Genomic DNA, 26,122 nt, shown 5'->3' on the forward strand with positions numbered 1-26,122 from the left:
TGCTCTATTTGAGTCAGGCCTTTTAGCTCGTGAGTTTATCTCGAGAGATACTTATGGCTGAGCTAGCGTAAAAATTATTTGAATATTCAAACCAGACCAAGACTCCATGAAATTTGAGTATCGCTCTCTGATTGAATTCATGACTAATATTTCGGTTGTTTGTCCTAAATGTGGTTCGAAAGCTCAAGTAACTTCCTCTTACATCAGCGTCTGGAAAGCCTCATTTATTTGCACTAGCTGCTTATCCCATAGAGTTTGGGATGGCAACACAAGCTCTTTTGTAACTGCTCACTCAAACTATGATCGGTATGAAGGCATTCTCTCTGGCCCGGCTGTTGATAGCTTCTTCCGCTATCCTCTTTGGTATCAATCAGAGTATAAAGGTGAAGTTCTGTATGCTTATAATTTGACTCATTTGAGTTGGCTTAAGCAGTACTTAGGTGCAATGTTGCGTGAACGGATTCAAACGCCACACGGATGGAGTAATCAGAGTTTACAAAGTCGGCTTCCTCAATGGATGCTGTCTGCGAAGAATAGGGATACTATAATTAAGAAAATTGTGGCGTTAGAAAAGACATAGCATCAACATGCGAAAGATTAATTTTATTAAAAAAGCCCGCCGCTGATATTCAGCGGCGGGCTTTTTACTTGTTGATTTAAGCAGCAATTACTGGCCTAGTACCATGGCAAATACCAGTGGCGCTACAATGGTAGCATCCGACTCGATGATGAACTTAGGCGTGTCCTGGCCTAGTTTGCCCCAGGTGATTTTCTCGTTTGGCACGGCACCGGAGTACGAGCCATACGAAGTGGTCGAGTCCGAAATCTGGCAGAAGTAGCCCCACAGCGGAACGCTGGTGCGGCCCAGGTCCTGGTGCAGCATGGGCACTACGCAGATGGGGAAGTCGCCGGCAATGCCGCCGCCAATCTGGAAGAAGCCTACTTTGCTTTCCTCGGTAGCCTGCTGGGTGTACCAGTCGGCCAGGTAAATCATGTACTCGATGCCGGTACGCACGGTGTGTACGTTCTGGATATCACCGCTGATAACATGGCCCGCGAAGATGTTGCCCAGCGTAGAGTCTTCCCAACCGGGGCAGATGATCGGCAGGTTTTTCTCAGCGGCAGCCAGCATCCAAGAGTCTTTGGGGTCAATCTGGTAGTACTGCTCCAGCTCGCCCGACTTCAGGATCTGGTAGAAGAACTCGTGAGGGAAGTACCGCTCACCAGCCTTATCGGCCTGCTCCCAGAACTTCAGTACTGAGTGCTCCAGGCGGCGCATAGCCTCCTCTTCGGGAATGCAGGTATCGGTTACGCGGTTCATGTGGCGCTCCAGCAGGGCCTGCTCGTCGGCAGCCGTCAGGTCGCGGTAGTTGGGTACCCGCTCGTAGAAGTCGTGGGCTACCAGGTTGAAGATATCCTCTTCCAGGTTGGCACCGGTGCAGCTGATGATTTGCACCTTGTCCTGGCGGATCAGCTCGGCCAGCTGGATGCCCATTTCGGCGGTGCTCATGGCGCCAGCGAGGGTAATCATCATCTTGCCACCTTCGGCGAGGTGCTTGTTGTAGCCTTCGGCGGCATCAATCAGAGCAGCGGCGTTGAAGTGGCGGTAGTGGTGCTTGAGGAAGTTCGTTACGTTCATTGAGTCGTGTGTTCTGTACTTGTGGGTGTGCGTTTTACAATCAATTATTAGCCCGGAATCGTTCAATACAAAGTCACTATATCGAAGATTCTGAATAGCGTACTATCAGGGCTGGGTTGCTCACAAAAGGAGGCCTAGAGCCGGCTTATTCCGTGAAATTGTTTGGGGAGAGTTGCGCGGCTGCGCTCTGTTTCAGGATGTATTCTAGCAGCTGCTCGGGGTTAAGATCCACACCACTCAGGTTGATGGAGAGCGGCGTAAAGCCCAGCGCCTCATTGGCATTGGCCAGCTTGCGCTTCAGAGGTGGTAGACGGTTTAGGTAGGCCTGTTCATTCAGCACCTGCAGGCAGATAAAGTACTCGTGGTTGATAGACCGAACGTAGGCATCCATAATGTCGGTCCACGGGATGAGGCCTACGCCCAGCGTGCGGTCCAGAATGCCTTCGTCATTGATTTGCAGGCGGGGCCGCGTATCAAAAAACTGCCAGGCCCCGACGGCCGCGCCGGTACCAAAGAATAGAATGGTTATTATCCCCTGGCCCCAGTAGCCCTTGGTCACAATCATGAATACCCCCATGGCTACAAATACAAGCGCGCCCAGGGTGAGTAGGGCATGGCGCTTGCGGGAGTTGTGGTAAATCAGGTCCTCAGTCATGACGCAGGAGTGGCCTAGCTGGGCTCTTCAATCATCAGGTTGTGGTTGGTGTAGATGCAGATGTCGGCCGCAATGTGCAGGGCATCTTCCACCATTTGGCGGGCCGTGAGATGGGGGGCGTGCTTCTTGAGGGCCAGGGCCGCCGCCTGGGCATACATAGCGCCCGAGCCAATGGCCGCCACGTCGAAGTCCGGCTCCAGCACGTCGCCAGTGCCGGCAATGATGAGCAGCTCGTCTTTGTCGGCTACTACCATCATGGCTTCCAGCTTGCGCAGGTACTGGTCTTTGCGCCACTCTTTGGCCAGCTCAATGGCAGCGCGACGCAGCTGCCCGCCGTAGCCGTTGAGCTTCTCCTCAAACTTATCGAGTAGCATGAAAGCATCGGCGGTGGAGCCGGCGAAGCCGGTTACCACTTTGCCATCTTGCAGCTTACGCACCTTGCGCACGTTGCTCTTGGCCACGTGCTTATCCATGGTGGCCTGGCCATCGGCGCCGAGGGCAATTTCGCCATTGTGGCGCACGCCTAGCACGGTAGTGGAACGGATTCTCATGGCGGAGTCAGAAATAGTAAAAACAGTTTTTTCAGCAGGGAGGCGCAAAGCTACGGGAATCCGACGGCAACGCCCAGCAGAAGTAATTACTATGCAGATTGAAGCTAAAAGCTAGTTCCCTACCTCAGATGAGGAGGGGTTAGAGGTAGTTGAAACACTAGGACAACAGAAAAGGACGTCATGCTGAGCCTGTCGAAGCATCTCTACCGCTTCGTTGCAGAAGCCTAGACCAGTTGAGTTAGCCAGAGGTAGAGATGCTTCGGCTGCGCTCAGCATGACGTTCTTTTCTGTTGTTCTAGGCCACTACTGCACTGCGTTGCGTGGGTCAGCCATGGGCTTCATTTCATAATTCTGCGGCGGCACTGCCCCAGCCAGGTGCTCCACAAAATAGTCCCAGCGGCGGCGCATCATATAAGGGCCGTAGATACCGTAGCCGTGGCGGGCATTCGGGAACACGACTAAGTCGTAGCTTTTATTAGCCTTGGTAAGGGCCTCTACTACCAGCCACGTGTTGTAGGGCGGCACGTTATCGTCCATTAGGCCGTGGGCCAGCATTAGCTTACCCTGCAGGTTACTAGCGAAAGTGGCGTTGGCCTGGTTGTCATAATTAGTGGTGCCGTCGGCGGGGTTGGTTTTGAGCAGGCCGATGTACCGTTCGGCCCAGTCGTCCTCGTAGTTGCGGTTTTCGTGGTTGCCTGATTCCGAAATGCCCACTTTAAAGAACTCAGGGTAGCGGAACATGGCAGCAGCGGTAGCATAGCCCCCACCCGAGTGCCCCCAGATGCCGGCCTTGTTCACATCGATGTAGGGGTACTTCTGAGCCAGCTGGCGCATACCGGTTATCTGGTCCGACAGCGTATTCTCGGCCATGTTGCCGTAGCAGGCATCGTGGTAGCTCTTGGAGCGCAAGGGATTGCAGCTACCTTCAATTACTACCACTACAAAGCCCAGCTCTGCCAGGGCCTGATGGTCGCTGCGGGCGGCGCTGAACGACCAGCTGCCCACGCCCCCACCCTGGGGACCGGGGTAGATGTAGTCGATGATGGGGTACTTCTTGCGGGCGTCTAGGTTCGTGGGGGTAAACATCAGCCCATAAAGGTCAGTCTGCCCGTCGGCGGCTTTTACCGTGATGGGCGTTGGTGCTTTCCAGCCACTAGCGGTGAGACGGGAAATGTCTGTTTTCTCCAGCGTTGCCAGTAGCTTACCGTCGGCGGAGCGCAGCACCGTCTGGCCCGGCTTGTCGGGCTGGGAGTAGGTATCGATGAAGTAGTTGCCCGAGGGCGAAAGGGTAACCTGGTGGTTGCCAGCCTCGGGCGTGAGCAGCTTGAGGTTCTTGCCATCCAACCCAATGCGGTACAGGTGGGTGAAATAGGGGTTGCCCGGCTCCCGCCCGTCGGCCAGGAAATACAGCTCCCGTTTCTTCTCATCCACGCGCAGCAGCTTCGTCACTACCCAGTTGCCTTTGGTAATCTGGCGCTTCACCTTGCCGGTACCAGCGTCATACAGGTACAGGTGGCCCCAGTTGTCGCGCTCTGAGTACCAGATAATTTCCTTGCTTTTCGGCAGATAGCGCCAGTTGATAGCGCCCTGCCCCGACTCATACTGGGTGGCAACGGTTTCCGTGAACACGTCGCGCACGGTGCCGGTGGTGGCGTCGGCAATGCGGAATTTCTCCTCCTTATGGTCGCGCGAGGTCGAGACGAAAGCCAGCTCCCGGGTATCGGGGCTCCAGTCCACGTCGTCGAAGGTGCCGCTGCTGGAAATATCATCGGAGAGCGTGCCGCGGTGCGGATCGGGGGCCATCTGAAAGCGCACCACCTTGGCCGGGTTCACCTCAATTACCACCCGCTCAATGGTGGCAATGTCCTTGTCGCCGGGCAGCGGGTATTTCCAGGCTTCCAGGCGCGGGTGGCCTACGTTAGTGGTCACCAGGTACATGTCGCCTACTTTGCGCTGATCCTGGCGGAAGGTGGCAATCTTGCGCGAGTCGGGCGACCAGCGCAGCACCGGCTTGTCGCTGTGGGTCCAGCCGGCGTTGTCGGTGGCGTAGCCGTAATCCTTGGTGCCGTCGGTGGTAAGCTGGGTAAGCTGGTTGGTGTTGGTATCGCGCACCCACAGGTTGTCGTCCTTGATGAACGCCGCCAGCATCCCGTCCGGCGACACAACTTCATTCTCGGCGTTGGCGGCGGGCGAGGCAGGCGCGGTATCAGGAGTCAGCTGTCCGGTCAGCACATCATACTTCCAGGCTTTGCCAGCCGCAGCAAAAGCAATGGATTTCTCATTGGGAGCATACGTGAGCTCACGGAAGGGTAACCGGTTGGCCTCGTAGGTTTTGCCGCTGGCCGACGACAGGGCGGCGGCCAGCTTGGCCTGGTCGAACGCCACGGTGCGGGTTTTACGAGCCGGGTCTACCAGCACGTACTCGCTGCCCCGGGCAGTAAGCACCCGGTACCAAAACCGGTCATTGGCCAGCCAGTGCGGCTGGCCAGCGCTGCCATCTATCAGGGGTTGAGTATTGTAGCTCAGAAAATGCTCAGCCCGGGCGTAGTCCTGGGCCGTGAGAACGGGCCGCTGCTGGGCCGGGGCGGTGGCCGGAGCCAACCATACCGCCACCGAAAGGGCCAGTAGATACTTGTGCATAGAGTGTAGAGAAGGTGGGACAACCGCCCTGTTCCGGCGGAGGCGGAAGGTAGCACACATTCTGCTTACTGCCCATTGATGACACTTTGTAAGGCTGCCTTACCACAAACATCTACCAGTCTATTTCTGAAAAAACTAAACCGTCATGCTGAGCTTGTCGAAGCATCTCTACCTCTGGCTAATCAACTGGCCTAGAGGAGCGGTAGAGATGCTTCGACAAGCTCAGCATAACGGTCTTTTTACTTCCTCCTATCCCCTATCAGAAGCGGGCCTGCAGCTTGGCAAAGTAGAACCGACCGTTAGAGCCCATTTGTACGGGGTCCCAGGCGCCTCCCGTTTCCGTCAGCTGCGGATTAAATAGCGTGGGGTAGCGGTTAAATACGTTGGCGCTGCCCACAATCAGCTGCAAGTGGTTGGTGAGGGCGTAGTTTAACGTCAGGTCGGTGGTAATGCGGCTGTCGTAGTTCATTGGGTCGCCGTTCCAGTCAATAAGCGTAATCTTATCGAAGCGCACGAAGCGCACTAAGGCGCCAAACCGGCCTAGCTGGTAATCAAAGGTGAGGTTGATTTTGGAAGGCGGCGCGGAAGCTTTCACGAAGGCCTGCTCCCGGGGCCCGAAGAACTCCTCCTCCCGGCCCGTAAGGCGGCCTGAGGTCTGCACCCGGTCAATGCGCAGCTTGTTGAAGTTAGCGGCCAGCGTAGAGTTCAGACGGCCTACTCCCAGCGTAAGCGTGTGGTTCAATACCACATCAAGGCCTAGGGAACGGGTATCGGCGGCATTAGCGAAGAACTGTGCCTGGTCTACGTTCAGGGCCTGCAGATCGGGACCGATAACGGGGTCATCGGCGGAGAACTGGCTGGTAAGCACCACGCGGTCTTTCACCTTGATGTAGTAACCATCCAACGTCAGGCTCAGGGAAGAACCTATGCGGCTGGTGAGGCCTACGTTGGCGCTGTTAGAGGTTTCCTGCTTTAGGCTGGGGATGCCCAGCTTCTGGGTAACGGCGCTGTTGTTGCGGGCCAGCAATACCTCTACCGGCGTACCTCCCACAAAGTTGGTGAAGGTAGAATTGAAGTTGATTTGGGCCAACGAAGGCGCCCGGAAGCCAGTGCTATACGTGCCGCGCAGGGTCAGGAACTCGGTAAGATTGTAGCGCGTGGAGGCTTTGTAGTTGAGCGTACCCCCGAAGTCGGAGTAATGCTCGTAGCGGAGGGCGGCGGCTAGTAGCCAGCGTTGCGTTACGCTCAGTTCACCATCAACATACACCCCAAAGTTGTCGCGCTGGGCTTTGATGGCATCGGTGGGCTGGAAGCCAGGAAAGCCCTGGGAGCCACCCGTGGCGCTGGGGTTGTAGTTACGGTAAGATGCTTCCTCCCCTGCAAACAATGAATACCACTCCCGGCGCCACTCAGCACCAGCGGCCAGGTTGAAGCCCTGCAATACCGTTTTGTAGTTACGCGTCAGGCCCAGGTTTACTACATTCTGCTGGAGCTGGAAACCACCCGCGTTAAACGAGGTGGGCGAACTTGCACCCAGCGAGGCGTTCAGCGTGTTGCGCACCCCGTACTCGAAGCGGTTGGAGCCAAAGTTGTTGCTCAAATCCAGCTCCCAGCCACCAACGGCTGTCCGTAAGCCTGCCACTCCAGAAGCATCCCAAATGTCGCTGGTGATGATGGGGTCGAATCCGTTGGGGTAGATGGCCGGCACATTGCGGTCATCATCTGCGAAACGGGTCCAAGCGTAGGCGTCGCCTTTGCGTTTGTTGCCGCCCCCGAATACGTACACGTAGGATTTGTCGGTGAGGGCAAACCGAGAGTTCAGGTAAGCCGATGTGTTGCTGATCTGTGGGTCGCCGTATTGGCGGCGGGCCAGGCCATCGGGCGCCGGAATATTGGCCCGCTGAGTATGCTCGCGGCGGTTGTAGTCGAGGGTGGCATTTACGAAGCTGCCTTTCTCCCCCAGGCCTATGCCATAGTTTACGTTAGCGTTGAAGTTGCCCCCATCCAGCTTCTCATCATCAAAGCGGTACTTGGCGTCGTAAGCGCCGTAGTTCACGTTAGCGGTCAGCTCCTTCACGGAGCTTTTGAGCACGATGTTGATAACCCCGGCAATAGCATCGGAGCCGTACTGAGCCGCCGCACCATCGCGTAGAATCTCAATGCGCTCAATGCTGGCGGCGGGTATCACGTTCAGGTCGGTGCCGGTATTGCCGCGGCCACGGGTGCCAAACAGGTTCACCAGCGCCGATTGATGCTGCCGTTTGCCATTCACCAGTACCAGCGTTTGGTCGGGGCCTAGGCCACGCAGGGTGGCGGGGTCCACGTGGTCGGCGCCATCGGAGCCGGTTTGGCGGTTGGAGTTGAATGAGGGCGCCACAAATTGCAGCAGCTGATTCACATCGAGCTGGCCGGTTTTGGTGGTTACCTCGCGTAGGTCTATTATATCAACTGGCGAAGGCGAATCCGTGACGGAGCGGTTCTGGCTGCGCGAGCCTACCACCTGCACCTCGCCCAAGCCAGTAGAAGCATCGGCCAGCCGAATGCTCACTTCGTCGCCGCCAGCAGTTACTTCCTGGCTGGCATACCCGATGGAGCTGACTTGCAGTCGCGGGTTAGCAGAGCGGGTACGGAGGGTAAAACGGCCGTCGTTACCGGTAGCCGTGCCGTTGTTAGTGCCTTTCTCAACAACCGTGGCCCCGATGACGGGCCGGCCGGCGGTGTCGAGTACCTGGCCCGTAATGGTCTGGCTCTGGGCCCAGGCCGTGGCAGCTCCCAGGTAGAAGGTGGCAGCGAGGATGGTTTGTTTCATAACAGAGAGAAGGAGTGGCCCGGGTCGTTTCCGGCTTAGGCGGCAAGTATAGGTGATTTTGAATGAAGTTCCTGCCCCCTTACTGCCGGCTCCGCGGCAAGTACTAGGGGCAGGAACTTCATTAACTTTGCGCCTAATATTTGCCTTCCCTACTTTTCAATCTTTTTCGATTATGCGTTACTCCCCCAGAAAGTCCCTCCTGGTCTTTCTGCTGCTGACCGGCTGTACCAAAGACGCGCCTATGCCCGACACTACGCGGGCCTGGCTGCACCAGACCGACGGCGAGCAGCTTATCTTCCGCAACCCGGCCACCGGCACTACCACTCCCCTCCAGGTGAGCCTGAAACGAACGGAATACAGCTACGGCTCTAAGTCATCCTTTGGTACAGGCCATTCGGAGTTCTACAACCTCAGCTACTTCAGTTCCACCCAGGAGGCGTATGGCCTTGAGGCAGTCTTTAAAAACCGGATGCTGAGCGTCACGTCTCATGGCTATGCGGGCTATCCGGCCAAGCTGGAAATCAACGTAACCGACCACACGGGTAAGTTCTATGACGAGGCCACCCCGCCGGCCCGCCTGGTTGCCGATACCGTTATCAACGGCCATTCCCACGCGCAGGTGCTGCAGGGCGGGTTTAACCCTGACACGGTGTACCGTCCCTACGAGGCTAGAACTCGCATCCGGCGGTTCTGGTACGCCAAAGATGCCGGGCTGGTGGCTTACCGCGAGAAGAACGGCCAACTCTGGTACCGCGTCTGGTAGGGCTGACCCCAAGGCCGCTATCCGATGAATATGCAAATGGGGTCCACTGCCGAAGCAGTGGACCCCATTTGCAGTAACAGTCACCGTAACCGCCTATCAGATGAGCATGCGCAGCGGATCTTCCAGCAGCGACTTCAGCGTCTGGAGGAAGGCAGCGCCGGTAGCACCGTCTACTACGCGGTGGTCGCAGGAAAGCGTCACCTTCATTACGTTGCCGATGGCCAGTTGACCATCTTTCACTACGGCCGTCTGCTTGATGCCACCCACGGCCAGGATGCAGGCATCGGGCGGGTTGATGATGGCGGTGAACTCCTCGATGCCGAACATACCCAAGTTCGAGATAGTAAAGGTGCTTCCCTCCCACTCAGCAGGCTGCAGCTTCTTGCTCTTGGCCTTGCCAGCGAGTTCTTTTACCTCGGTAGCAATCGTCGACATGCCTTTGCCGTCGGCGTTGCGCACTACGGGCACCAACAGCCCTTCGTCCACGGCCACTGCCACGCCAATGTTTACCACCTTGTTCTGGCGGATTTTGTCGCCGAGCCACGAGGAGTTTACTGCAGGGTGCTGTTTCAGCGCTACAGCCGAAGCTTTGATGACCATGTCGTTGAACGACAGTTTCACCGGCGACAGCGCGTTGAGCTGGGTGCGAACCTCCATGGCGCGGTCCATCAGGATTTCCATCGTGAGATAGAAATGCGGGGCCGTGAAGAGGCTTTCCGACAGACGGCGGGCAATAACCTTGCGCATCTGCGACACGGGCGTGTCGGTGTAGGTACCCTCGGCGGGCGTAGCTGCGGGAGCAGCGGCCGGCGCCGGAGCGGCTGCCTTTGGCTGCTCGGGTAGAGCGGCCTGAATGTATTCTGACTGCGTGTTGGCGGCTTGCGCGGGTTGCGAAGCAGGAGCAGCAGCCGGAGCGGAAGCCGCAGCACCAGGCTGAGCGCTTTCCAGATCACGGGAAACGATACGACCGTTTTCACCCGAACCTTTGATAGTGCTCAGGTCAATGCCTTTGTCTTTGGCGATGCTCTTAGCCAGCGGCGAGGCGAAAATACGGCCACCGTTCTGAGCGGGAGCAGCTTCTTCAGCGGCAGCAGGGGCCGGAGCCGAGGCAGTTGCTGAAGCGGGTGCCGCCTCAGCCGCGGCCGGAGCTGCGCTACCACCCGACTGACCACCGAGCAAGGCCTGCACGTCGGCGCCTTCTTCACCAATAATAGCCAAAACGCCATCTACGGGAATGGCTTCGCCTTCTTTCGGGCCGATATAAAGCAGGGTACCGTCTTCGTAGTTATCCAGCTCCATGGTCGCCTTGTCGGTTTCCACTTCGGCCAGAATATCACCCGACTTCACCTTGTCGCCTACTTTCTTGAGCCAGGCGGCAATGGTGCCCTCCGTCATCGTGTCGCTCATTTTGGGCATCCGGATGATGGTGGCTTTTTTGCCATTGCCGGCGGGAGCTGCCGGAGCAGCGGGGGCTGGCGCTGGGGCGGCAGCGGCAGGAGCTGGCGCAGCAGGTGCAGGAGCAGGTGCCGGGGCTGGCGCTGCTTCTGCTTTAGGAGCTTCAGCGGCCGGAGCCGGAGCGGCACCACCGCCACTCAGCAGAGCCGAAATATCTTCCCCTTCTTTCCCTACAATGGCCAGCAGACCGTCAACGGGAACTGCGTCCCCTTCTTTCGGACCGATATGCAGGAGGGTGCCGTCTTCGTAATTTTCGAGCTCCATCGTGGCTTTGTCGGTCTCGACTTCCGCCAGGATATCCCCTGATTTCACTTTATCGCCTACTTTTTTGAGCCACGAGGCAATGACCCCTTCGGTCATTGTGTCGCTCATTTTGGGCATTTTTATGAGTTCGGCCATCTGCTTCTTCGGTTGGAATTGAGTGGGGCCAAAATTAGCCCGAAAATCCGGGGGTGCAAACTAAAGACGTTCTTCTAGCAACAGGCCTAGAGCAGCGAATTTTCGCCTCTGTTTTACCTGCTAGGCCACTCCCCGCTTTTAGAAGTGTCTGAATTCATACTGGGCTATTCACTCGAAAGTTACTGCTACCGCCCAGCGCTCCAGAGCACAGATGCTGCGGTCGGCACGGGTGGAGCGTTGGATTTGCAAGGATTGTAAAGCGGGCCGCACTAGTGGCAGGAAACTCTGCAGCTGAGTTGAATCGGAGGCTTGATTATCCAAAAAGCGGGGCTCACCCGACCCTTTCCAGGTCAGCCTGACTGCCTGCACATATTCACGGCTTATTTGCAAATCAGTATCTATCAGAAAGCTGACAAACACCTTTCCTTTTAGTGTTGGGTGACTGATGCGTAGTGGCTTGTTATCAGGAAAACTAATCTGATAGCAATACTCCGGGAAGTAGCATACAAAAGGCGTAGAATCGTCAGCTAGCTCTTCATCTGACTGTGCTTTCTGAGCTTTAGGTTGCTCAAATACTTCTGGAACCTGTTGGCAGCTAGCAAATAGGCCTAGCGCTGCTATTCCTATCCACCGGATTCTAAGCATAGGTATCCTGCAGATGTCGCATATCCAGAAAACCCCGAACGGTGAACATGGAGCCAGTGTGATCCAGCTGATACAAGCAGAGGTTGTGGTGCTCGAAGTTATCCATCTGGCTTAATGGGTAGCCCAATAGCTGACACAGAATAGCCCGCATGGCACGGCCGTGCATGCAAATTAGCACCGTTTCTTCATCGGGCCGCGACAGCATCAGTTCAATAAACTCGCGCTGCCGGGCGGCCATTTCATCGGGGCTTTCGCCGCCTTGGAGGCGGGCACTGGTTTGGCCAGCGCGCCACTGCTGCAGCACGCCGTGGTATTCTTCGTCCTCTTCAGCCGTGATGCGAGTGCCTTCTCGCACGCCCCAGCTAATCTCGTTGAGGCCGGCGTGTTGCTCATGGGGTAGGCCTAGATCCAAAAATCCTTGCACCGACTCGTGGGTGCGCCGCAGGAGGGAGGTGTAGACTTTATCGAAGGAGATATGCCGATAGGCCGCAAAAAAGCGCGCCGCTTGGCGCCGTCCGGCCTCATTCAGGGAAGAGTCGACGCCGCTGCCCTGCACGATGCCGCGCACGTTGTAGTCGGTTTGCCCGTGGCGAATCAGGTATATTTTTTTGACGCTCACTTTCCCCCTAGTTTTGCTGTTCTGCCGTTAAAGTACGGCGATTTCGTCTGGACAGCTGTGTTCCGACACGTATTTCCTTTGTCATCTGAGGGGGAGCGAAGGACCTTTTCTCGCTAGAGCGGTTATCGTAGCAACGAGCCTTTCTATCCTGACTACGTCTTTGGTCACCGCAGGATGATTCCACGACGTAGCAACCCTCCCTCACCCGCATGACGCTGGAGCAAATCAAACAGTGGGTTAGCACCCGCCCTACCCTCGCCGATGCCCTGGGCATAGAACTCACTGCCCTCACCAACGACTACCTGGAAGGGCGTATGCCCGTTGATGGTCGCACGCACCAGCCCATGGGCCTGCTGCACGGTGGGGCCTCCGTAGCCCTGGCCGAAACCCTCGGCAGCATTGGGGCTCTCACCAAGCTAGACCCCACCAAACAAGCCTGTGTAGGCCTGGAAATCAACGCCAACCACATAAAGGGGGTGCGCGACGGCCACGTAATCGGGCGGGCTACCGCTCTGCACGTGGGGCGCAGCACGCAGGTTTGGGAAATCAGAATCACGCACGAAGAAACCGGTGCCCTGGTATGCATTAGTCGCATCACAATGGCCGTAATCGATCTACCTTCCGGCAAACCGCAGGCATGAGCAGCCTGCAGCGCATTTCCTGGAAGCCCGACCTCCCCGTGAAGGACAGGCTCCGGCGGCTGGTGGCCCTGGCCCTAACCAGCGGCCGGCCGGTGGCACTCTGGCGCCTGCCCAATGCCATGCACCCACGCCTGTGCCTGAGCCTAAAAGTAGATGCGGCCTTCGTAGGCCTGCCGCCGGCGCTGGAGCCCACGGCCCCGGCGGGGTTTGCGTTCTTTCCGTTCCGCGACACCGACCACAATCCGCCCCTATTCCTGCCCGCCGACCTGTTTTTTGACTTGGCTACCCCCGAAGAAATACAGGTGAGCCCGGCTGCTGCTGCCCGCCTGCCGGAGTTGCGCCAGCGGTTTGCGGCGCTGCCCGAAACGGAGGTGTTGCCCTGGCACATGAGCCGGCAGCCCGCTCCCACCACGGCCTCACGCGAGGAGTATGAGGAGCTGGTGGCTTCTGGGGTGGCGGCCATTGAAGCTGGTTCGGTGTATAAAGTAGTCTCGAGCCGGGCGGTGCGTAGGCCACTGCCGGCGGGTTTTGATGCGCTGGTTGCTTTTGAGGAACTGCAGGAGCGGTACCCCAACGCCTTTGTGTCGTTGGTGAGTGCGCCGGGCGTGGGCACCTGGCTGGGTGCTACGCCGGAAGTACTGGCTGAAATCACCGAAGACCACGTGTTCCGGACGATGGCGCTGGCAGGCACTCAGCCGCTGATGCCCGGCATGAAACCGGCTACGGCGCGCTGGGCCCACAAAGACCTGGAGGAGCACGCCATGGTAGCCCGCTATATTGTGAACTGTTTCAAGCAGCTGCGCCTGCGCGAATATGATGAGCGAGGCCCCCGCACGGTAGCCGCCGGGCAACTCCTGCACCTGCGCACCGACTTTGCCGTGCACCTCGACCAAGTACCCTTCCCTACCCTGGGCACCGATATGCTCCGCCTACTCCACCCCACGCCTGCCGTGGGCGGCGTACCCAAGCAGCCCGCCCTAGATTTCCTGCGCCGCCACGAGGGTTACGACCGTGCCTACTACGCTGGCTTCTTGGGCCCCGTGAACCTGCCGGAAACGGGCGTATCGCGGTTGTTCGTAAACCTGCGCTGCCTACAACTCCACCCCTCTGAAGCCATCCTTTACGCCGGCACCGGCCTCACCATCGACTCTGAGCCTGCCCGCGAGTGGCAGGAAACAGAGCTGAAGCTGCGCACCGTGGCGGCCATTTTGCATGAATGAACTGGCCTATACATATCATGTATGTTTAGTAAAATGAACGTCATGCTGAGCTTGGCGAAGCATCTCTACCTCTGACTATTTACTGAACGAGAACAGCGACGAAGCAGTAGAGATGCTTCGCCAAGCTCAGCATGACGGCCTTTATAGCTACTTAGCCCACCTGTCCCATATGTCTTCCCTCCAAGCCGTTCATAACATCCCTGAAATCTGCGCTCAGCTAGGCATTACGGACGTGGTACTGTCGCCGGGCTCCCGGTGCGCGCCGCTTACTATTGCCTTTGCCCGCCATCCGGCCATTAAGGTGCGCACGGTGCCCGATGAACGCGCCGCCGCTTTTATAGGCCTAGGCCTGGCCCAGGCTCAGCGGCGGGCCGTTGCGTTGGTTTGCACTTCGGGTACGGCGGGGTTGAACTACGCGCCCGCCGTGGCAGAGGCTTACTTTCAGCAGATTCCGCTGGTGCTCTTCACCGCCGACCGGCCGCCCGAGTGGATAGATCAACTCGACGGCCAAACCATCCGGCAAACCGACCTATACGGCGCCCACGCCAAAGGCACCTTCACCTTCCCCGCTGACACTGGGCACGCCGATGCACAGTGGCATGCTACCCGCATCGTATCAGAAGCCATAGGCCTAGCGGAGCAGTTTCCGGCTGGCCCCGTGCAGGTGAACATTCCGCTGCGGGAGCCCTTTTACCCCAAGGCTGGCGAGGAGCTGCAGTTTGAGCGCGTGAAGGTTACCCGCGAAGTGCCCGGCCGTCCTCAACTTCCAGAGAGTGTGCTACAAGAGCTGCGCCAAGCCATCCGGAGCAACAGCCGCGTGCTGGTGGTGGGTGGTCAGCACCCCGCCAACACGGAGCTATTACTGGCCCTACGGCAGTTTGCGGCGGCCTATCAGGTGCCTGTGGTGGGTGATGTTATTGCGAACCTGCACCTGCCCGCCGCTCCCGATTTTGATCAGCGCCTGCGGCCTCTAGGCCACCAGGATATATTTATGGCGGTACCCGAGCCAGGCTTGAAAGAAGCGTTGAAGCCAGAACTGCTCATCACGTTTGGTCAGTCTCTCATCTCCAAAGCCCTTAAGCTCTATCTGCGCAATGTTAGACCAGCACAGCACTGGCACATTCAGTCGGCGGGCGCTGTGGCCGATACGTTTCAGTCGCTGACGAAAGTGGTACGCATGGAGCCGGCAGATTTCTTTGGAGCGTGCGCCTACCCCCCCCGCCCCCTCTCCTCAGGAGAGGGGGAGCCTGACGTAACCAAAACCAAGTCGTTTGGCTCCCCATCTCCTTTTTCGGAGAGGGGGCCGGGGGGTGAGGCGCACATTGCCCAGCCAGACGCCACTCGCGTGGCCGCGCGCCCAGCGCCTGCTGGTCCGGTGCGGTTGAACTGGCCTAGCAATGGCTCGCAGCTCAGCGCTACCGAAGCAACGGCTAAAGCTGCGTATCTGAAGCCGTGGCTGGCGGCTGAAAATTGGGCAACGGATTTCCTGGAGGAGTTCATGCGGCAGCCTAAGCAGCCGTTCAACGAATTCACGGCCATTTACCGCGCCTTATTACAGCTGCCCGACCGCACCGCTCTGCACCTCGCCAACAGCATGGCCGTTCGCTACGCCAACATTCTAGGCCTGCCCAAAGGCCGGATGGTGGAGGTATTCGCCAACCGGGGCACTAGCGGTATTGACGGCTGCACCAGCACGGCCATCGGCTCGGCCCTGGCTATGCCCGACCAGCCCGTGGTGTTACTCACCGGCGACGTAGCGTTTTTCTACGACCGCAACGCCTTCTGGCACAATTACCCCACGCCCAATCTGCGTGTGATTTTGCTGAACAACCACGCCGGCGGCATCTTCCGCATGATTGATGGCCCGCGCCAGCAGCCCGAGCTGGAGGAGTTCTTCGAGACGCGCCAGATGCTGCGCGCCGAGAACACGGCCCGCGATTTTAACCTGCGTTACTTCGCTGTTTCGTCTTTTGCTGAACTAGAGTCGGCTTTACCGGTTTTCTTTGCACCAGAATCTGGCGCGAGTCTGCTCGAAATCACCACCGACAGCCCCACCAACGCCGAGTTCTTTGAGCACTACCGGGCGCAAGTCCGAACATCCTTTTCCTCTTAGCCCTACTGTATTCCCTATGGCTGAACAACTTACCTGGACCCCGATTAAGGAGTTCCGCGAAATTCTCTTCACCCAGCACGGCGGCATCGCCAAAATCAGCATCAACCGCCCGCAGGTGCACAACGCCTTCACGCCCCTCACGGTGCAGGAGATGATTGAGGCTATGGACATTTGCCGCAACCGCACCGATATCGGCGTGATCATCCTGACGGGTGAGGGCGGCAAGGCGTTCTGCTCGGGCGGCGACCAGAGCGTGCGTGGCCACGGCGGTTACGTGGGCGAGGACACCGTGCCCCGCCTGAACGTGCTGGATCTGCAGAAGATGATTCGCTCTATTCCGAAACCTGTGGTAGCCATGGTGGCCGGCTGGGCCATCGGCGGCGGCCATGTACTGCACGTAGTTTGCGACCTGACCGTTGCCGCTGAAAATGCCCGTTTCGGCCAGACCGGCCCAAATGTGGGTTCGTTTGATGGTGGTTTTGGGGCGAGCTATCTGGCCCGCATCGTAGGCCAGAAGAAGGCCCGCGAAATCTGGTTCCTCTGCGACCAGTACAACGCCCAAGAAGCCCTCGATATGGGCCTCGTGAACAAAGTAGTGCCCCTGGAGCAGTTGGAGGAAACCACCGTAGCGTGGTGCCACAAGATCCTCGAAAAGAGCCCCCTGGCCCTGCGTATGCTCAAATCAAGCTTCAACGCGGAGCTGGATGGCCAGGCTGGTATCCAGGAGCTGGCCGGCAATGCCACCCTGCTCTATTACCTCTCTGAAGAAGCTAAAGAAGGCAAAAACGCCTTCATCGAGAAGCGCAAGCCCGACTTCTCGAAGTTCCCTAAGTTCCCGTAACGGACTCAAGTGGCCTAGTTCTTTAAAACGGCTTGTGGCTTCGGCGGCGAGCCGTTTCTTTTTTACTCTATTTGCGTACTGCTGGCTATATTTCTTGACATCAGATACCTCCCTATGAAAGTCCTGCTTCTACTCCTGTCGTTAAGCTTTGCCACCGTTACGGTGCGTGCCCAATCGGCCCCGGCACCTACAACGGCCACTCCTGATCCGGCTAAGAAGCTGCAGGTAGTAGACGCCGCTTGCGGGCAGTGCCGCCTAGGCCTGCCCGGCAAGAGCTGTGATTTGGCTGTTCGTGTTAATGGCAAAGCCTATTTCGTAGACGGTACCGACATTGACTCGCACGGCGACGCTCACGCTAAAGACGGGTTATGCAACTCTGTGCGCAAAGCACAGGTGCAGGGGGAAGTAGTTGACAACCGTTTCAAGGCTACATACTTCCAGCTTCTGCCAGAAACGGCTAAGGTCAAATAACCAATTGGCCAGGGTATAAACCTTCTCGCTCTGCCATATGCTCGCTTCGCCCTCAATTCTCTAAGCTAGCGACGCATGCAGGAAGGTAAGCCTAAGTAAGTAGGGCAAACATTCAATGGCTAACAAAAAGCCCCAACGCTGACCAGCCAACACTGCGCTACTACATTGGAGCGCCAAACATTCCGCCTATGTCTATTACCTCCCAAGCAGATCTTTCTGGGCTTCAACTCATCAGTAAAGCTGTGGGCACCACCCTGAAACAAATGCGCGAGTATGCTCAGCCGGGCATGACCACCAAAGAGGTTGACGAATATGGCGGAAGCATTCTGGCAGCCCTAGGGGCTAAATCGGCGCCGCGGCTTACTTATGGCTTTCCCGGCTGGACGTGCATTAGCGTAAATAACGAAGTAGCGCATGGTATCCCTTCAGACCGCAAGGTGCTGCACGAAGGTGACCTGGTAAACGTCGATGTATCAGCGGAGCTGGGCGGTTACTGGGCCGATAATGGTGGCTCCTTTGTGCTTGGCACGGATATTCACCGGCACCAGCCGCTCGTTGATGCTTCCCGGCAGATACTGCGCACCGCCCTTAGCCGCATTCGCGGCGGGGTGCGCATTGCCGATATTGGTGGGCTGATTGAAAAGGAAGCTCGTAAATCGGGGTATCGGGTTATCAAGAACTTGGTGGGGCATGGCATTGGGCGCAGCTTGCATGAAGAACCCACGGAAATTCCGTGTTATTACGACCGCTACAACCTCAAGCGCTTCAAGAAAAACGCAGTGGTGGCAGTGGAAACCTTTATTTCAACCCGCGCCACCCTGGCCCATCAGCTCAATGACGGCTGGACGCTGGCCACCACAGACGGCAGCTTTGTAGCCCAGCACGAGCACACCATTGTAATTACCGATGACCAACCCATTATTCTGACGGAGGCAAACGATATTTGGGAGTAAACAGCACGTCAGGCAACTAGGCTACCGTTACTCCGCATACTACTGCGCTAGCGAGCTACCCCGTATTCATACCCGATTATGACTGAGTATACCGTACAAGCCAACGGCTCCAAAGAATTTCAGCTACTAGCTAATGGCACGGTGCTAGGCCACTTGCGCTATACTGAGTGGTTTTCTTTGAAAGCGGTTATTACGCTTGCCAATGGAATGTCTTTTCAAATTGAACCCCGAGGCTTTTGGGGTACCACCATTGAATTGAAAGACCAAGAGAAAGTCTTGTTGACTTTCAAGATGCACTGGGCCGGAAAAATCATTATCAAGTCGAGGCTTGATGGCAACAAAGCGCTGGTGTTCAAGAACAAGAGTGTGCTCAAAAACACTTACGTGCTGCAAGACAAAGATGAGCAGGAACTACTACTTGTGCAGCCAGATTTTCATTGGATAAAGCTTAATCATGACTACACAATTTCTGCTACTGAGCTATTTGAACAGCTTAATGCCAAAGAACTGCTCTTGCTAACCACGGTGCATTGCGCTAACTATTACATGATGATGGTAGCCTCGGCCACCGTAGTGTTGTAGGCCACTTTCCACTTCTTGCTACTGGCCTATACGCACCACGGGCCACCTACTCTGGGTGGCCCGTGGTGCGTATAGCAGATTCTGATTAAAATATCGATCCGTAGGCACTGCACCCTTCGCACCAGCCAAAGAAATTGCGGAGTCGTTCGTTTTTGGCTTGTTTCTTCAGCAGTTTGCGGGCTCTTCGGGCTGCCTCAACGGCAGGAGTCATTGCGGGAGCGGCCATGTGGCGGCGTAATGTAAGATAGCGCCGGAAAACAAAGGTCTTGGCCAGAGCAAACGGACTTGGTGCGGTGGGATGCATGGCGTTTGGAGGTTGGTGACTTGCTTAAGATACGACATAAAATTGTTTAAAGTCAATAAATACTTGTTTTTAGCCACAGACGAGAAGATGAAGCACTGAGTTGGTTAAGGCTAGAGAAGCCCCACTCAGCCCGGCCCCAGTAGCAGCTTGCACCGTATGAATAACGCCGATTTTTACCAGCACATCCAACGCATTCGGCGTTTGCACTGGCTGCATTACCCCGTGCAGACCCTTATAATGGCGGCGGTGGTATTAGGGCTTGGGAGCCAACTGCTGGGCTCCGCCATTTCGGAGCGGGCGGCTGCGTGGCCGGGGCTGCTGCTACTGGGCGCCATGGTACCGGTGGTAGGCCTGTTGCTGTACTCAGTTTCTCGCCGACTTCGGCCCAACCTTCGTCGGCTGGCCGAAGACAATTTGCGTATTTATAAGAGCCGGATATTTCTGCGCAACAGCTTGCTGTGCTTGCTTATTCTGCCGCTGCTGGTTTCCTATGTGCTAACCCATGGCACCTTGGAAATAGGGTGTTGCGTGATTCTCCTGCTAGTTTTACCCTCCTTAACGGCTCCCTCCGCGAAAGCATACCAACGCTGGCTGCTTAGCTGAGCAACCCTTCTCGCCGGTGGCTGCCGCTACCGGTTTTACCTACTCCCTTATGCCTGCCTCCACGCTCCTCCCCGATTCGCTTCTGCTCAATGGCCGCGAGTTTCGCTACCAGGATATTCAGCAGTACCCCGCCAACACTCCCGCTGATTTAAACGGCTATGAGGCCCGGGTACTTGATTTTTGCCGGCAGTGGCTAAACGGAGCGCAGGAGTTTGGCTTGCGCACCTCAGGCTCTACGGGTAAGCCCCAGCTGGTGCAAATGAAGCGGCGGCAGCTGGAGGCCTCTGCCCGCCGCACTGGCGACTACTTTGACCTGGGCCCCGGCGACCGAATGTTGGTGTGCCTGAACTGTGAGTTTGTGGGCGGCATCATGATGCTGGTACGGGCCTTTGAGCGCAACATGCACCTCACGATTGTAGAGCCCCAGGCCGACCCTATGGTGCTGGTGCCCGCCGCCACCTTTGATTTTGCCTCCTTCGTGCCGCTGCAACTACGGGAGGTGCTGGCTAATGGCCATGGCCCGCGGCTAAACCGCATGAAGGCCATTCTGGTAGGTGGCGCCTCAGTAGAGAAAAGCCTGGAGAAAGAAATTCAGAAGCTAAAAGTACCCGTGTACCTAACGTATGGCATGACGGAAACAGCCTCGCATATTGCCTTGCGCCGCCTCAACGGCCCCAGTGTCTCGCCATACTACCAGGTGCTGCCGGGCATTCACGTAGGCCAGGATGAGCGCGGCTGCCTCACCGTTCGGGCAGATGTGACCAACGACCAGCTCATCACTACCAACGACCGAGTGCAGCTGCAGCCCGAAAACCACACGTTTGAGTGGCTGGGCCGCGCCGATTTTGTGATCAATAGCGGGGGCGTGAAAGTGCAGGCCGAAAAAGTGGAGCTGGTGCTGGAGGTTGCCCTCACCGAGCTAGGCCTGTCGCGGCGGGCGTTTGTGGCGGGGCGACCCGATGCCAGATTAGGCGAACAGGTGACAGTTATAATAGAAGGCGCCCCGCTCCCACCCCACCAGCAGCAACAGCTACTGGCGCTGCTCACAGAACGCCTGGAGAAGTATGAGCGGCCGCGGGAGGTAGTGTATGTACCGCAGTTTAAAACCACTGCCTCGGGCAAGCTTGACCGCTTGGGCACCATGCGCGGGCAGGGTGCGGCGCCCCACCCGCACCAGCGGTAGAGTGCTACTTTTGCTTTGCCGGCCGCATATTTATATGCAGGCAGCTTCTTACTTTCGTAATATATCCGTTGCTTTGCATACAGCAAACAGCGCATACTGGCGTACCCCTACTCAGGGGCCCTTACCGCTGTATCCTATTTCGCACTTTTTTCTGGCTTAGTCCCTGCTAAAGCCTTTTTACAGTTTTTTCAGCGCTGCTGTACTGTAGTGCTGTATTCTATTACTGCTTCTTGAACGGCTCTGCTGCGTGGTGCCGCCTACACTTTCAGCCCTTACCATGAAACATTTTTTTACCGCTCTGTTGCTTGTTGGCGCAATTGCTACTACTACCGCCATGGCCCAGACCAAGCCGGTAACTCTTACTACCGCGCAGGAGCCGGTGCGCTATGAGTTCTGTGAGCTCATGCGCACGGGGGCCGCTCAGATTGGCAGGCCAGAGAAAGAAAAGAGCAACGACATTTTCGTGGATTTCGGTTACGGCTATGAGAAGTTGGGCGGCTCAGAGCAGGTAATGCGGGAAGCCGGAAAAATTCAGGTGTTTGCCACTACCATCAGCGCCCTCAACTACATGGGCTCCTTGGGCTGGGAAATTGTGCAGATTATTGAGCAGCCCACAAACTACAATGCAGCTGGCACCCCACTAAATCTGGTGTATCGGTATATGTTACGCCGGCCACTCACGGCCAAGGGGGTAGCTATACCCCGCTAAGTATATCATTCTCCTGCAAGTGAAAGCCCCGCAGCAGCTGTATCAGCTACTGCGGGGCTTTCTATTATTGAGGTGCCAGGCCACTAGTTGGTGGGCTTCAGGCCTTGTTGGGTAAACAACCGTTCATGGCCGCGCACAACCTTGACAAAGTCGCCGAGGAACAGCTTAACCCGCCCAAAGAAGATAATGCCGCTCATGTCATCCTCGGGAGCTTCACCGGCGGCTAAAGCTTGCCGGTACCCTCCCCCGGCTCCCACACCAACCCAGCGAAATATTCGGTAATGCGCAGCTACGGAAGGTTCCAGCATGTAAATAACTTCTTTGCTAGTGCGCCGCACCCCGCCATCGGGGAAGTAGTATTTCGTGTAGTAGCTCCCGGCGCCAAGCTGCAAAGGCGTACTCAGCTCCCAGCGCTGGTTGCCAATAAACACATACTCGCCGTAGGCTGCCAAGTACCGAAACCGCACCTCATCGTGAGTGCCCGGCGGGGTACCTTCGGGCTGTGCAGCACGCGTGGGTACCCCGCCCGAAAGCCGGTATACACCCACGCCGGCCCGCCAGCGCCCGCGCCACTCAATGCCGCCTTTCACCCCATTGATACCTACCACTTTCCCGTTCAGAATAGAGAAGCGCTGGTCAAACTGAAAAACAGCCCGGCGGTGGGCCTGCCGCACAAAAGTGCTATCAGGAGGCAGTGCTGCGTTTGAGTAGGCCACCCTGCTCGCTCCTAACAGGAGTAGCAGACTGCTACAGGGCACATACGTCAGAGCTGAAATTTTCACGGCGCAAAGGTACGCGTACTTACATAGCCGCACTGCATTATATGCGAACAGTTCACCCGGCGGCTAGCGGCAGTTCACAGCCTTTGGGGTACGGTTCACCCGCTTTGCGCTTCTATAACCCGTTCACAATGCGCAAGTTTGGGCTATCAACTCCTGACCGCCATGCTACTCGCCCCCGATTCTTTGTTTTCCGTGGCCAACACCGTTGCTTTGCTGGGGTGGGGCCTGCTGCTTGTGGCGCCGCGCTGGCGCGCTACCCGGCGGCTGGTGCTGAGCGGGGCGCTGCCGTTGCTGCTGGCAGTGGCCTACGCCCTGCTAATTAGCTCGCACTACTTGGGGCCGCATTCTTCTGAGGGTGGGTTTAACTCTTTGGCTGAGGTAGCCGCCCTGTTCCAAGACCCGTGGGGCCTGCTGGCCGGCTGGGTGCATTATCTGTGCTTTGATATGAGCATTGGGATTTGGGAAAGCCTGGATGCCCGGCGCCGCGGGGTGCCGCACCTGCTGCTGGTGCCCTGCCTGCTGCTCACGTTCCTGTTTGGGCCGGTGGGGCTGCTGCTTTATAGCCTGCTACGGCACTTTTATAGCCCCGCAGATTCCGCATCCCTATCAACTGCTACCCTCTAACCCTTCGTGCTATGTCTGCTGTTCAACCGTTGAAAATGACTGCATCTTCTGCGTTTTCAGTTACTCGCCAAGGAGCCTCTCCCCTGGCCTATGCCGCCACCTGGCTCCGAGTACTGCACCGTGTGAATCCGGTGCTTTCAGGGGCTGGCTGGTTGCACGTAGGGATGCTGGTGGTAACACTGGCTCTGCTACCCCTCGACCACCGCATGGTAACCGGCCTACTTGTTTGGGTGAAGCCTGCCAAATTTGCAATTTCGGGCCTGCTTTACCTCTGGTCGCTGGCCTGGCTACTAGCCGATTTGCCAGCCTCGGCGCAACGGGCAGTGCGCCTCATAAGCTGGGGAGTGGGCTTGAGTATGTTAGTAGAAATGGCCTGCATCATGACGCAGGCGGCCCGCGGCACTACCTCGCACTACAACGCGGCCACTGCCTTCGATGGCATAGTTTTCGGCCTCATGGGAATTTTCATCGCCCTGAATACTGTGCTGACAGTTTGGGCAGTGTACCTGGTGTGGCGGCACCGCCCTCACGGCCCGGCGGGCTACGTTTGGGGCGTGCGCCTAGGCCTGTTACTATTCTTGATCGGAAGCGTAGTAGGAGGCACCATGATTCACCTCAACCAGCACACCGTGGGTGCGCCTGATGGCGGCCCGGGCCTACCCGGCCTCGGGTGGAGTACCCGCGCCGGCGACCTGCGCGTTGCCCACTTCCTGGGCCTGCACGCCTTGCAAGTGGTGCCGCTACTGGGGTGGGTTATTAGCAGAGCAGTGCCCAAACGCGCCACACTCCTGACGTGGCTAGGTACAGCATTGTACGCTGGGTTGGTGGCCCTGCTGTTCGTGCAGGCACTGCATGCTCAACCTATTACACACTGGTAAGTACATCCTTAGACACGAAATACATTTTCCTGGCACTTACCATATAGCCCATAGAGAGCCAATAAGTAAGAGCTACTCAAAGCCCCTGGCGCCTGCATGGCCGCCAGGGGCTTTTTACATGGCTGTAACCTACCGATGCCAGGCTTGGTGTCACAAGCAAGTTAACTTAAAAATGAGCTGTTATAAGATTAGCTGAACTGCCGAAAACAACTTACATTTAGAAACATTTCAATATATTTTATTCATATCCACTGAATATAAGCACATTTCTTAAGCAGCTTATCTGTTACCCTCTCAAAGCACGAATCAGTGGCTCCGGAACGGCCATCAGGTAGGAACAGCGGGCCTCACTGATAGCAGCTAGGTGTCTAGTCCAAATTATTCATAGAGCACCTCAAAATATACGTAGGCCAGAATTTACAAAGCCGGTATTAAACAGCGGCATAAACGAAACTTTCTTTGCTTGGTGACACCACTTAGCTTATTATCAATTCGAGCCAACGTAGCAAGTATGAAAAAAAACTACTCGTTTATTATATACTTAATAGGTGCTTTTGTTTTGTGCCTGGCACAGCAATCAGAGGCCCAACGCACCCAGATAAGAGGGTTTGTTGATGCCTATTCATATTACCAGAAAGACAAGCTCAATTTTGGGCTTGGCGAGCAGGATTTATTTATTACCTCAGAAATCACCGAACGATTATCCTTTCTCGGTGAAACTGTATTTAAGTATTCGTTTGATTCACCCACAGATTTTGACATAAGTGTTGAGCGCATAATATTAAAATATAATTACGCGGGTAATCACAGCGTGCTCATTGGCAAGCACCATACTCCTATCAATTATTGGAACGACACCTACCACCATGGCCGGGTGTTCTTCCCGACCGTTGAGCGCCCTTTAGTTTTCTCGGAAGGCATTATCCCGCTACATACTACCGGCATCAGCCTGCAAGGCCAAAACCTTGGCCAATTGCGGTTTGGCTATGATGTTATGGTTGGTAATGGAATAGGCTCAGGCGATATTGCTGATAATGACTTGTTTAAATCACTCACCGTTGCCGCGCATGTAAAGCCGGTTGATGGCTTTCGTTTGGGGGCTTCCTTGTATCATGATGTAATCTCAAAAGGCAGCATGATGCATAATCACTCTAGTGGCGTCACTACCAAGATCCTTTCCAAAATCACTCAAAATATAATGACTGCATCGGTTTCTTACACCGATTCAGTGTTTTCTAAAAGATATGAGCTATTAGCAGAAAGCAGCATGGCCATGAATAGGTCTGACAGCCTCGGCATGCAACGCACAGTAGCTTCTTATGCCTATGCCGGCTTTAGAATAACAGATAAAATAATTCCTTACATAAGGGTAGACGACATTCGATATAGAAACAAGGAAGTGTATTACATACATAATAACGTCCGGTCTTTTGTGGGTGGCCTACGATATGAAATGAGCTATTTGGCTGTACTTAAACTTGAATATCAACACACACAGAGACCCATAATTACATCACCAGACAGAGTAATCTTTCAAGTAGCGGTCGGCTTCTAAAACAATATAGTATGAATTGGATATCCCGACTCCTTATTACCCCCTTCTTGCTTCTCCTGTACTTTCATCAGCCAGCCAATTCCCAGGACATGAATCTCGTGGTAATTGCCAACGGCAAGGGAATTCCAACGGAGATGAAAATGGAACAGCTTAAGTCAGTAATGCGGGGGGAGAAACTCCGCTGGCCCGATGGTAGCAAGGTTGTTATTGCTCTTTTAAAGAGCAATACGCCAATTGGGGTAAGCACCAGCAAAAGAATTTATAACATGAGCGCCAACGAACTCAATAAGTATTGGCTTGCCTTGGTATTTCAGGGCAAAGCTGCTGCACCAAACTTTTTCAATACTGAAGCAGAATTAGAGGAATTCGTTTCGCAAACAAGTGGCGCCATCGGAATTGTGACTCAAGCTTCTGCCAGCAATAAAGTTATAGCTATTGATGGAAAAAGGTCTTTGTAAGGCTCATTGATGGTCTAAACTACTCAATAA

At 56.1% G+C, this 26,122-nt stretch carries 24 protein-coding genes; 16 read left to right on the plus strand and 8 right to left on the minus strand.

Annotated features, from left to right (window positions below; all coding sequences use genetic code 11):
* Positions 1-106: 106 nt before the first annotated feature.
* Positions 107-580 carry a hypothetical protein gene (locus HMJ29_RS00465; protein WP_171589637.1) on the plus strand — a complete coding sequence of 158 codons (474 nt, stop codon included), beginning with the start codon at positions 107-109 and terminating at the stop codon, positions 578-580.
* Between the two features lie 87 nt (positions 581-667).
* On the opposite strand, the gene HMJ29_RS00470 is transcribed toward HMJ29_RS00465, so the two are convergent.
* The 5 genes from HMJ29_RS00470 to HMJ29_RS00490 form a co-directional block, all read right to left on the minus strand.
* Positions 668-1,639: a deoxyhypusine synthase family protein gene (locus HMJ29_RS00470; RefSeq protein WP_171589638.1), complete on the minus strand. Its 972-nt coding sequence runs from the start codon at positions 1,637-1,639 to the stop codon at positions 668-670.
* A 145-nt stretch (positions 1,640-1,784) separates the two neighbouring features.
* A complete protein-coding gene (locus HMJ29_RS00475) occupies positions 1,785-2,294 on the minus strand; it encodes an STM3941 family protein (RefSeq protein WP_171589639.1) in 510 nt (169 codons plus the stop codon).
* Positions 2,295-2,308: 14 nt separating this feature from the next.
* A complete protein-coding gene (gene hslV / locus HMJ29_RS00480; protein WP_171589640.1) occupies positions 2,309-2,845 on the minus strand; it encodes an ATP-dependent protease subunit HslV in 537 nt (178 codons plus the stop codon).
* A 303-nt stretch (positions 2,846-3,148) separates the two neighbouring features.
* A complete protein-coding gene (locus HMJ29_RS00485) occupies positions 3,149-5,485 on the minus strand; it encodes a S9 family peptidase (RefSeq protein ID WP_171589641.1) in 2,337 nt (778 codons plus the stop codon).
* A 259-nt stretch (positions 5,486-5,744) separates the two neighbouring features.
* A complete protein-coding gene (locus tag HMJ29_RS00490; protein ID WP_171589642.1) occupies positions 5,745-8,294 on the minus strand; it encodes a TonB-dependent receptor in 2,550 nt (849 codons plus the stop codon).
* A 172-nt stretch (positions 8,295-8,466) separates the two neighbouring features.
* Here HMJ29_RS00490 and HMJ29_RS00495 point away from each other — a divergent pair, with 172 nt between their 5' ends.
* A complete protein-coding gene (locus HMJ29_RS00495) occupies positions 8,467-9,057 on the plus strand; it encodes a hypothetical protein (protein ID WP_171589643.1) in 591 nt (196 codons plus the stop codon).
* Between the two features lie 96 nt (positions 9,058-9,153).
* Here HMJ29_RS00495 and HMJ29_RS00500 read toward each other — a convergent pair whose 3' ends face one another.
* Both HMJ29_RS00500 and HMJ29_RS00505 read right to left on the minus strand, forming a co-directional pair.
* Entirely contained in the window at positions 9,154-10,911 is a 1,758-nt protein-coding gene (locus HMJ29_RS00500) for a pyruvate dehydrogenase complex dihydrolipoamide acetyltransferase (protein WP_171589644.1), read from the minus strand.
* Between the two features lie 637 nt (positions 10,912-11,548).
* Complete coding sequence (locus tag HMJ29_RS00505) at positions 11,549-12,175, minus strand: histidine phosphatase family protein (RefSeq protein WP_171589645.1); 627 nt, start codon at positions 12,173-12,175, stop codon at positions 11,549-11,551.
* A 209-nt stretch (positions 12,176-12,384) separates the two neighbouring features.
* Here HMJ29_RS00505 and HMJ29_RS00510 point away from each other — a divergent pair, with 209 nt between their 5' ends.
* From HMJ29_RS00510 to HMJ29_RS00555, 10 genes are all read left to right on the plus strand, one after another.
* Positions 12,385-12,816, plus strand: coding sequence for a hotdog fold thioesterase (locus HMJ29_RS00510; RefSeq protein ID WP_171589646.1), 432 nt, complete (start codon positions 12,385-12,387; stop codon positions 12,814-12,816).
* Entirely contained in the window at positions 12,813-14,036 is a 1,224-nt protein-coding gene (locus HMJ29_RS00515; protein WP_171589647.1) for a chorismate-binding protein, read from the plus strand. The genes HMJ29_RS00510 and HMJ29_RS00515 overlap by 4 nt, the downstream gene beginning before the upstream one ends.
* Positions 14,037-14,205: 169 nt before the next feature.
* Complete coding sequence (gene menD / locus HMJ29_RS00520) at positions 14,206-16,149, plus strand: 2-succinyl-5-enolpyruvyl-6-hydroxy-3-cyclohexene-1-carboxylic-acid synthase (RefSeq protein WP_171589649.1); 1,944 nt, start codon at positions 14,206-14,208, stop codon at positions 16,147-16,149.
* Positions 16,150-16,165: 16 nt separating this feature from the next.
* Positions 16,166-16,990 (plus strand): 1,4-dihydroxy-2-naphthoyl-CoA synthase, encoded by an 825-nt coding sequence (gene menB, locus HMJ29_RS00525; protein ID WP_171589650.1) that lies wholly within the window; start codon positions 16,166-16,168, stop codon positions 16,988-16,990.
* A gap of 114 nt (positions 16,991-17,104) precedes the next feature.
* On the plus strand, positions 17,105-17,461 hold the full coding sequence (locus HMJ29_RS00530; RefSeq protein WP_171589651.1) for a DUF6370 family protein: 357 nt from the start codon (positions 17,105-17,107) through the stop codon (positions 17,459-17,461).
* Between the two features lie 188 nt (positions 17,462-17,649).
* The gene (gene map / locus HMJ29_RS00535; RefSeq protein ID WP_171589652.1) at positions 17,650-18,414 is read left to right on the plus strand and encodes a type I methionyl aminopeptidase; all 765 of its coding nucleotides are present in this window, start codon (positions 17,650-17,652) and stop codon (positions 18,412-18,414) included.
* 78 nt (positions 18,415-18,492) lie between these two features.
* The gene (locus tag HMJ29_RS00540) at positions 18,493-18,996 is read left to right on the plus strand and encodes a hypothetical protein (protein WP_171589653.1); all 504 of its coding nucleotides are present in this window, start codon (positions 18,493-18,495) and stop codon (positions 18,994-18,996) included.
* 460 nt (positions 18,997-19,456) lie between these two features.
* A complete protein-coding gene (locus HMJ29_RS00545; RefSeq protein WP_171589654.1) occupies positions 19,457-19,903 on the plus strand; it encodes a hypothetical protein in 447 nt (148 codons plus the stop codon).
* 49 nt (positions 19,904-19,952) lie between these two features.
* Positions 19,953-21,086 carry an AMP-binding protein gene (locus HMJ29_RS00550; protein ID WP_171589655.1) on the plus strand — a complete coding sequence of 378 codons (1,134 nt, stop codon included), beginning with the start codon at positions 19,953-19,955 and terminating at the stop codon, positions 21,084-21,086.
* A 277-nt stretch (positions 21,087-21,363) separates the two neighbouring features.
* On the plus strand, positions 21,364-21,795 hold the full coding sequence (locus HMJ29_RS00555) for a hypothetical protein (RefSeq protein ID WP_171589656.1): 432 nt from the start codon (positions 21,364-21,366) through the stop codon (positions 21,793-21,795).
* An 83-nt stretch (positions 21,796-21,878) separates the two neighbouring features.
* On the opposite strand, the gene HMJ29_RS00560 is transcribed toward HMJ29_RS00555, so the two are convergent.
* Positions 21,879-22,577: a hypothetical protein gene (locus HMJ29_RS00560; protein WP_171589657.1), complete on the minus strand. Its 699-nt coding sequence runs from the start codon at positions 22,575-22,577 to the stop codon at positions 21,879-21,881.
* A gap of 162 nt (positions 22,578-22,739) precedes the next feature.
* Here HMJ29_RS00560 and HMJ29_RS00565 point away from each other — a divergent pair, with 162 nt between their 5' ends.
* The 4 genes from HMJ29_RS00565 (at position 22,740) to HMJ29_RS00580 (ending at position 26,092) form a co-directional block, all read left to right on the plus strand.
* Positions 22,740-23,201, plus strand: coding sequence for an ABA4-like family protein (locus tag HMJ29_RS00565; RefSeq protein ID WP_171589658.1), 462 nt, complete (start codon positions 22,740-22,742; stop codon positions 23,199-23,201).
* Positions 23,202-23,236: 35 nt separating this feature from the next.
* Positions 23,237-24,079, plus strand: coding sequence for a hypothetical protein (locus tag HMJ29_RS00570; protein ID WP_216634081.1), 843 nt, complete (start codon positions 23,237-23,239; stop codon positions 24,077-24,079).
* A gap of 511 nt (positions 24,080-24,590) precedes the next feature.
* On the plus strand, positions 24,591-25,634 hold the full coding sequence (locus HMJ29_RS00575; RefSeq protein WP_171589659.1) for a hypothetical protein: 1,044 nt from the start codon (positions 24,591-24,593) through the stop codon (positions 25,632-25,634).
* An 89-nt stretch (positions 25,635-25,723) separates the two neighbouring features.
* A complete protein-coding gene (locus tag HMJ29_RS00580; RefSeq protein ID WP_171589660.1) occupies positions 25,724-26,092 on the plus strand; it encodes a hypothetical protein in 369 nt (122 codons plus the stop codon).
* The last annotated feature ends 30 nt before the right edge of the window (positions 26,093-26,122 follow it).

It is taken from the genome of Hymenobacter taeanensis (genome assembly GCF_013137895.1).
GTDB classification, from domain to species: domain Bacteria; phylum Bacteroidota; class Bacteroidia; order Cytophagales; family Hymenobacteraceae; genus Hymenobacter; species Hymenobacter taeanensis.

Excerpts from the sequence above, each read along its gene's own strand:
- HMJ29_RS00515 (WP_171589647.1), top strand. The coding sequence starts at position 12,813 with ATGAGCAGCCTGCAGCGCATTTCCTGGAAGCCCGACCTCCCCGTGAAG.
- HMJ29_RS00465 (WP_171589637.1), top strand. The coding sequence starts at position 107 with ATGAAATTTGAGTATCGCTCTCTGATTGAATTCATGACTAATATTTCG.
- HMJ29_RS00580 (WP_171589660.1), top strand. The coding sequence starts at position 25,724 with ATGAATCTCGTGGTAATTGCCAACGGCAAGGGAATTCCAACGGAGATG.
- menB (WP_171589650.1), top strand. The coding sequence starts at position 16,166 with ATGGCTGAACAACTTACCTGGACCCCGATTAAGGAGTTCCGCGAAATT.
- menD (WP_171589649.1), top strand. The coding sequence starts at position 14,206 with ATGTCTTCCCTCCAAGCCGTTCATAACATCCCTGAAATCTGCGCTCAG.
- HMJ29_RS00570 (WP_216634081.1), top strand. The coding sequence starts at position 23,237 with ATGACTGCATCTTCTGCGTTTTCAGTTACTCGCCAAGGAGCCTCTCCC.
- HMJ29_RS00530 (WP_171589651.1), top strand. The coding sequence starts at position 17,105 with ATGAAAGTCCTGCTTCTACTCCTGTCGTTAAGCTTTGCCACCGTTACG.
- map (WP_171589652.1), top strand. The coding sequence starts at position 17,650 with ATGTCTATTACCTCCCAAGCAGATCTTTCTGGGCTTCAACTCATCAGT.
- HMJ29_RS00485 (WP_171589641.1), bottom strand. The coding sequence starts at position 5,485 with ATGCACAAGTATCTACTGGCCCTTTCGGTGGCGGTATGGTTGGCTCCG.
- HMJ29_RS00510 (WP_171589646.1), top strand. The coding sequence starts at position 12,385 with ATGACGCTGGAGCAAATCAAACAGTGGGTTAGCACCCGCCCTACCCTC.
- HMJ29_RS00555 (WP_171589656.1), top strand. The coding sequence starts at position 21,364 with ATGAAACATTTTTTTACCGCTCTGTTGCTTGTTGGCGCAATTGCTACT.
- HMJ29_RS00490 (WP_171589642.1), bottom strand. The coding sequence starts at position 8,294 with ATGAAACAAACCATCCTCGCTGCCACCTTCTACCTGGGAGCTGCCACG.
- HMJ29_RS00550 (WP_171589655.1), top strand. The coding sequence starts at position 19,953 with ATGCCTGCCTCCACGCTCCTCCCCGATTCGCTTCTGCTCAATGGCCGC.
- HMJ29_RS00495 (WP_171589643.1), top strand. The coding sequence starts at position 8,467 with ATGCGTTACTCCCCCAGAAAGTCCCTCCTGGTCTTTCTGCTGCTGACC.
- HMJ29_RS00475 (WP_171589639.1), bottom strand. The coding sequence starts at position 2,294 with ATGACTGAGGACCTGATTTACCACAACTCCCGCAAGCGCCATGCCCTA.
- HMJ29_RS00575 (WP_171589659.1), top strand. The coding sequence starts at position 24,591 with ATGAAAAAAAACTACTCGTTTATTATATACTTAATAGGTGCTTTTGTT.
- HMJ29_RS00500 (WP_171589644.1), bottom strand. The coding sequence starts at position 10,911 with ATGGCCGAACTCATAAAAATGCCCAAAATGAGCGACACAATGACCGAA.
- HMJ29_RS00565 (WP_171589658.1), top strand. The coding sequence starts at position 22,740 with ATGCTACTCGCCCCCGATTCTTTGTTTTCCGTGGCCAACACCGTTGCT.
- HMJ29_RS00545 (WP_171589654.1), top strand. The coding sequence starts at position 19,457 with ATGAATAACGCCGATTTTTACCAGCACATCCAACGCATTCGGCGTTTG.
- HMJ29_RS00470 (WP_171589638.1), bottom strand. The coding sequence starts at position 1,639 with ATGAACGTAACGAACTTCCTCAAGCACCACTACCGCCACTTCAACGCC.
- hslV (WP_171589640.1), bottom strand. The coding sequence starts at position 2,845 with ATGAGAATCCGTTCCACTACCGTGCTAGGCGTGCGCCACAATGGCGAA.
- HMJ29_RS00540 (WP_171589653.1), top strand. The coding sequence starts at position 18,493 with ATGACTGAGTATACCGTACAAGCCAACGGCTCCAAAGAATTTCAGCTA.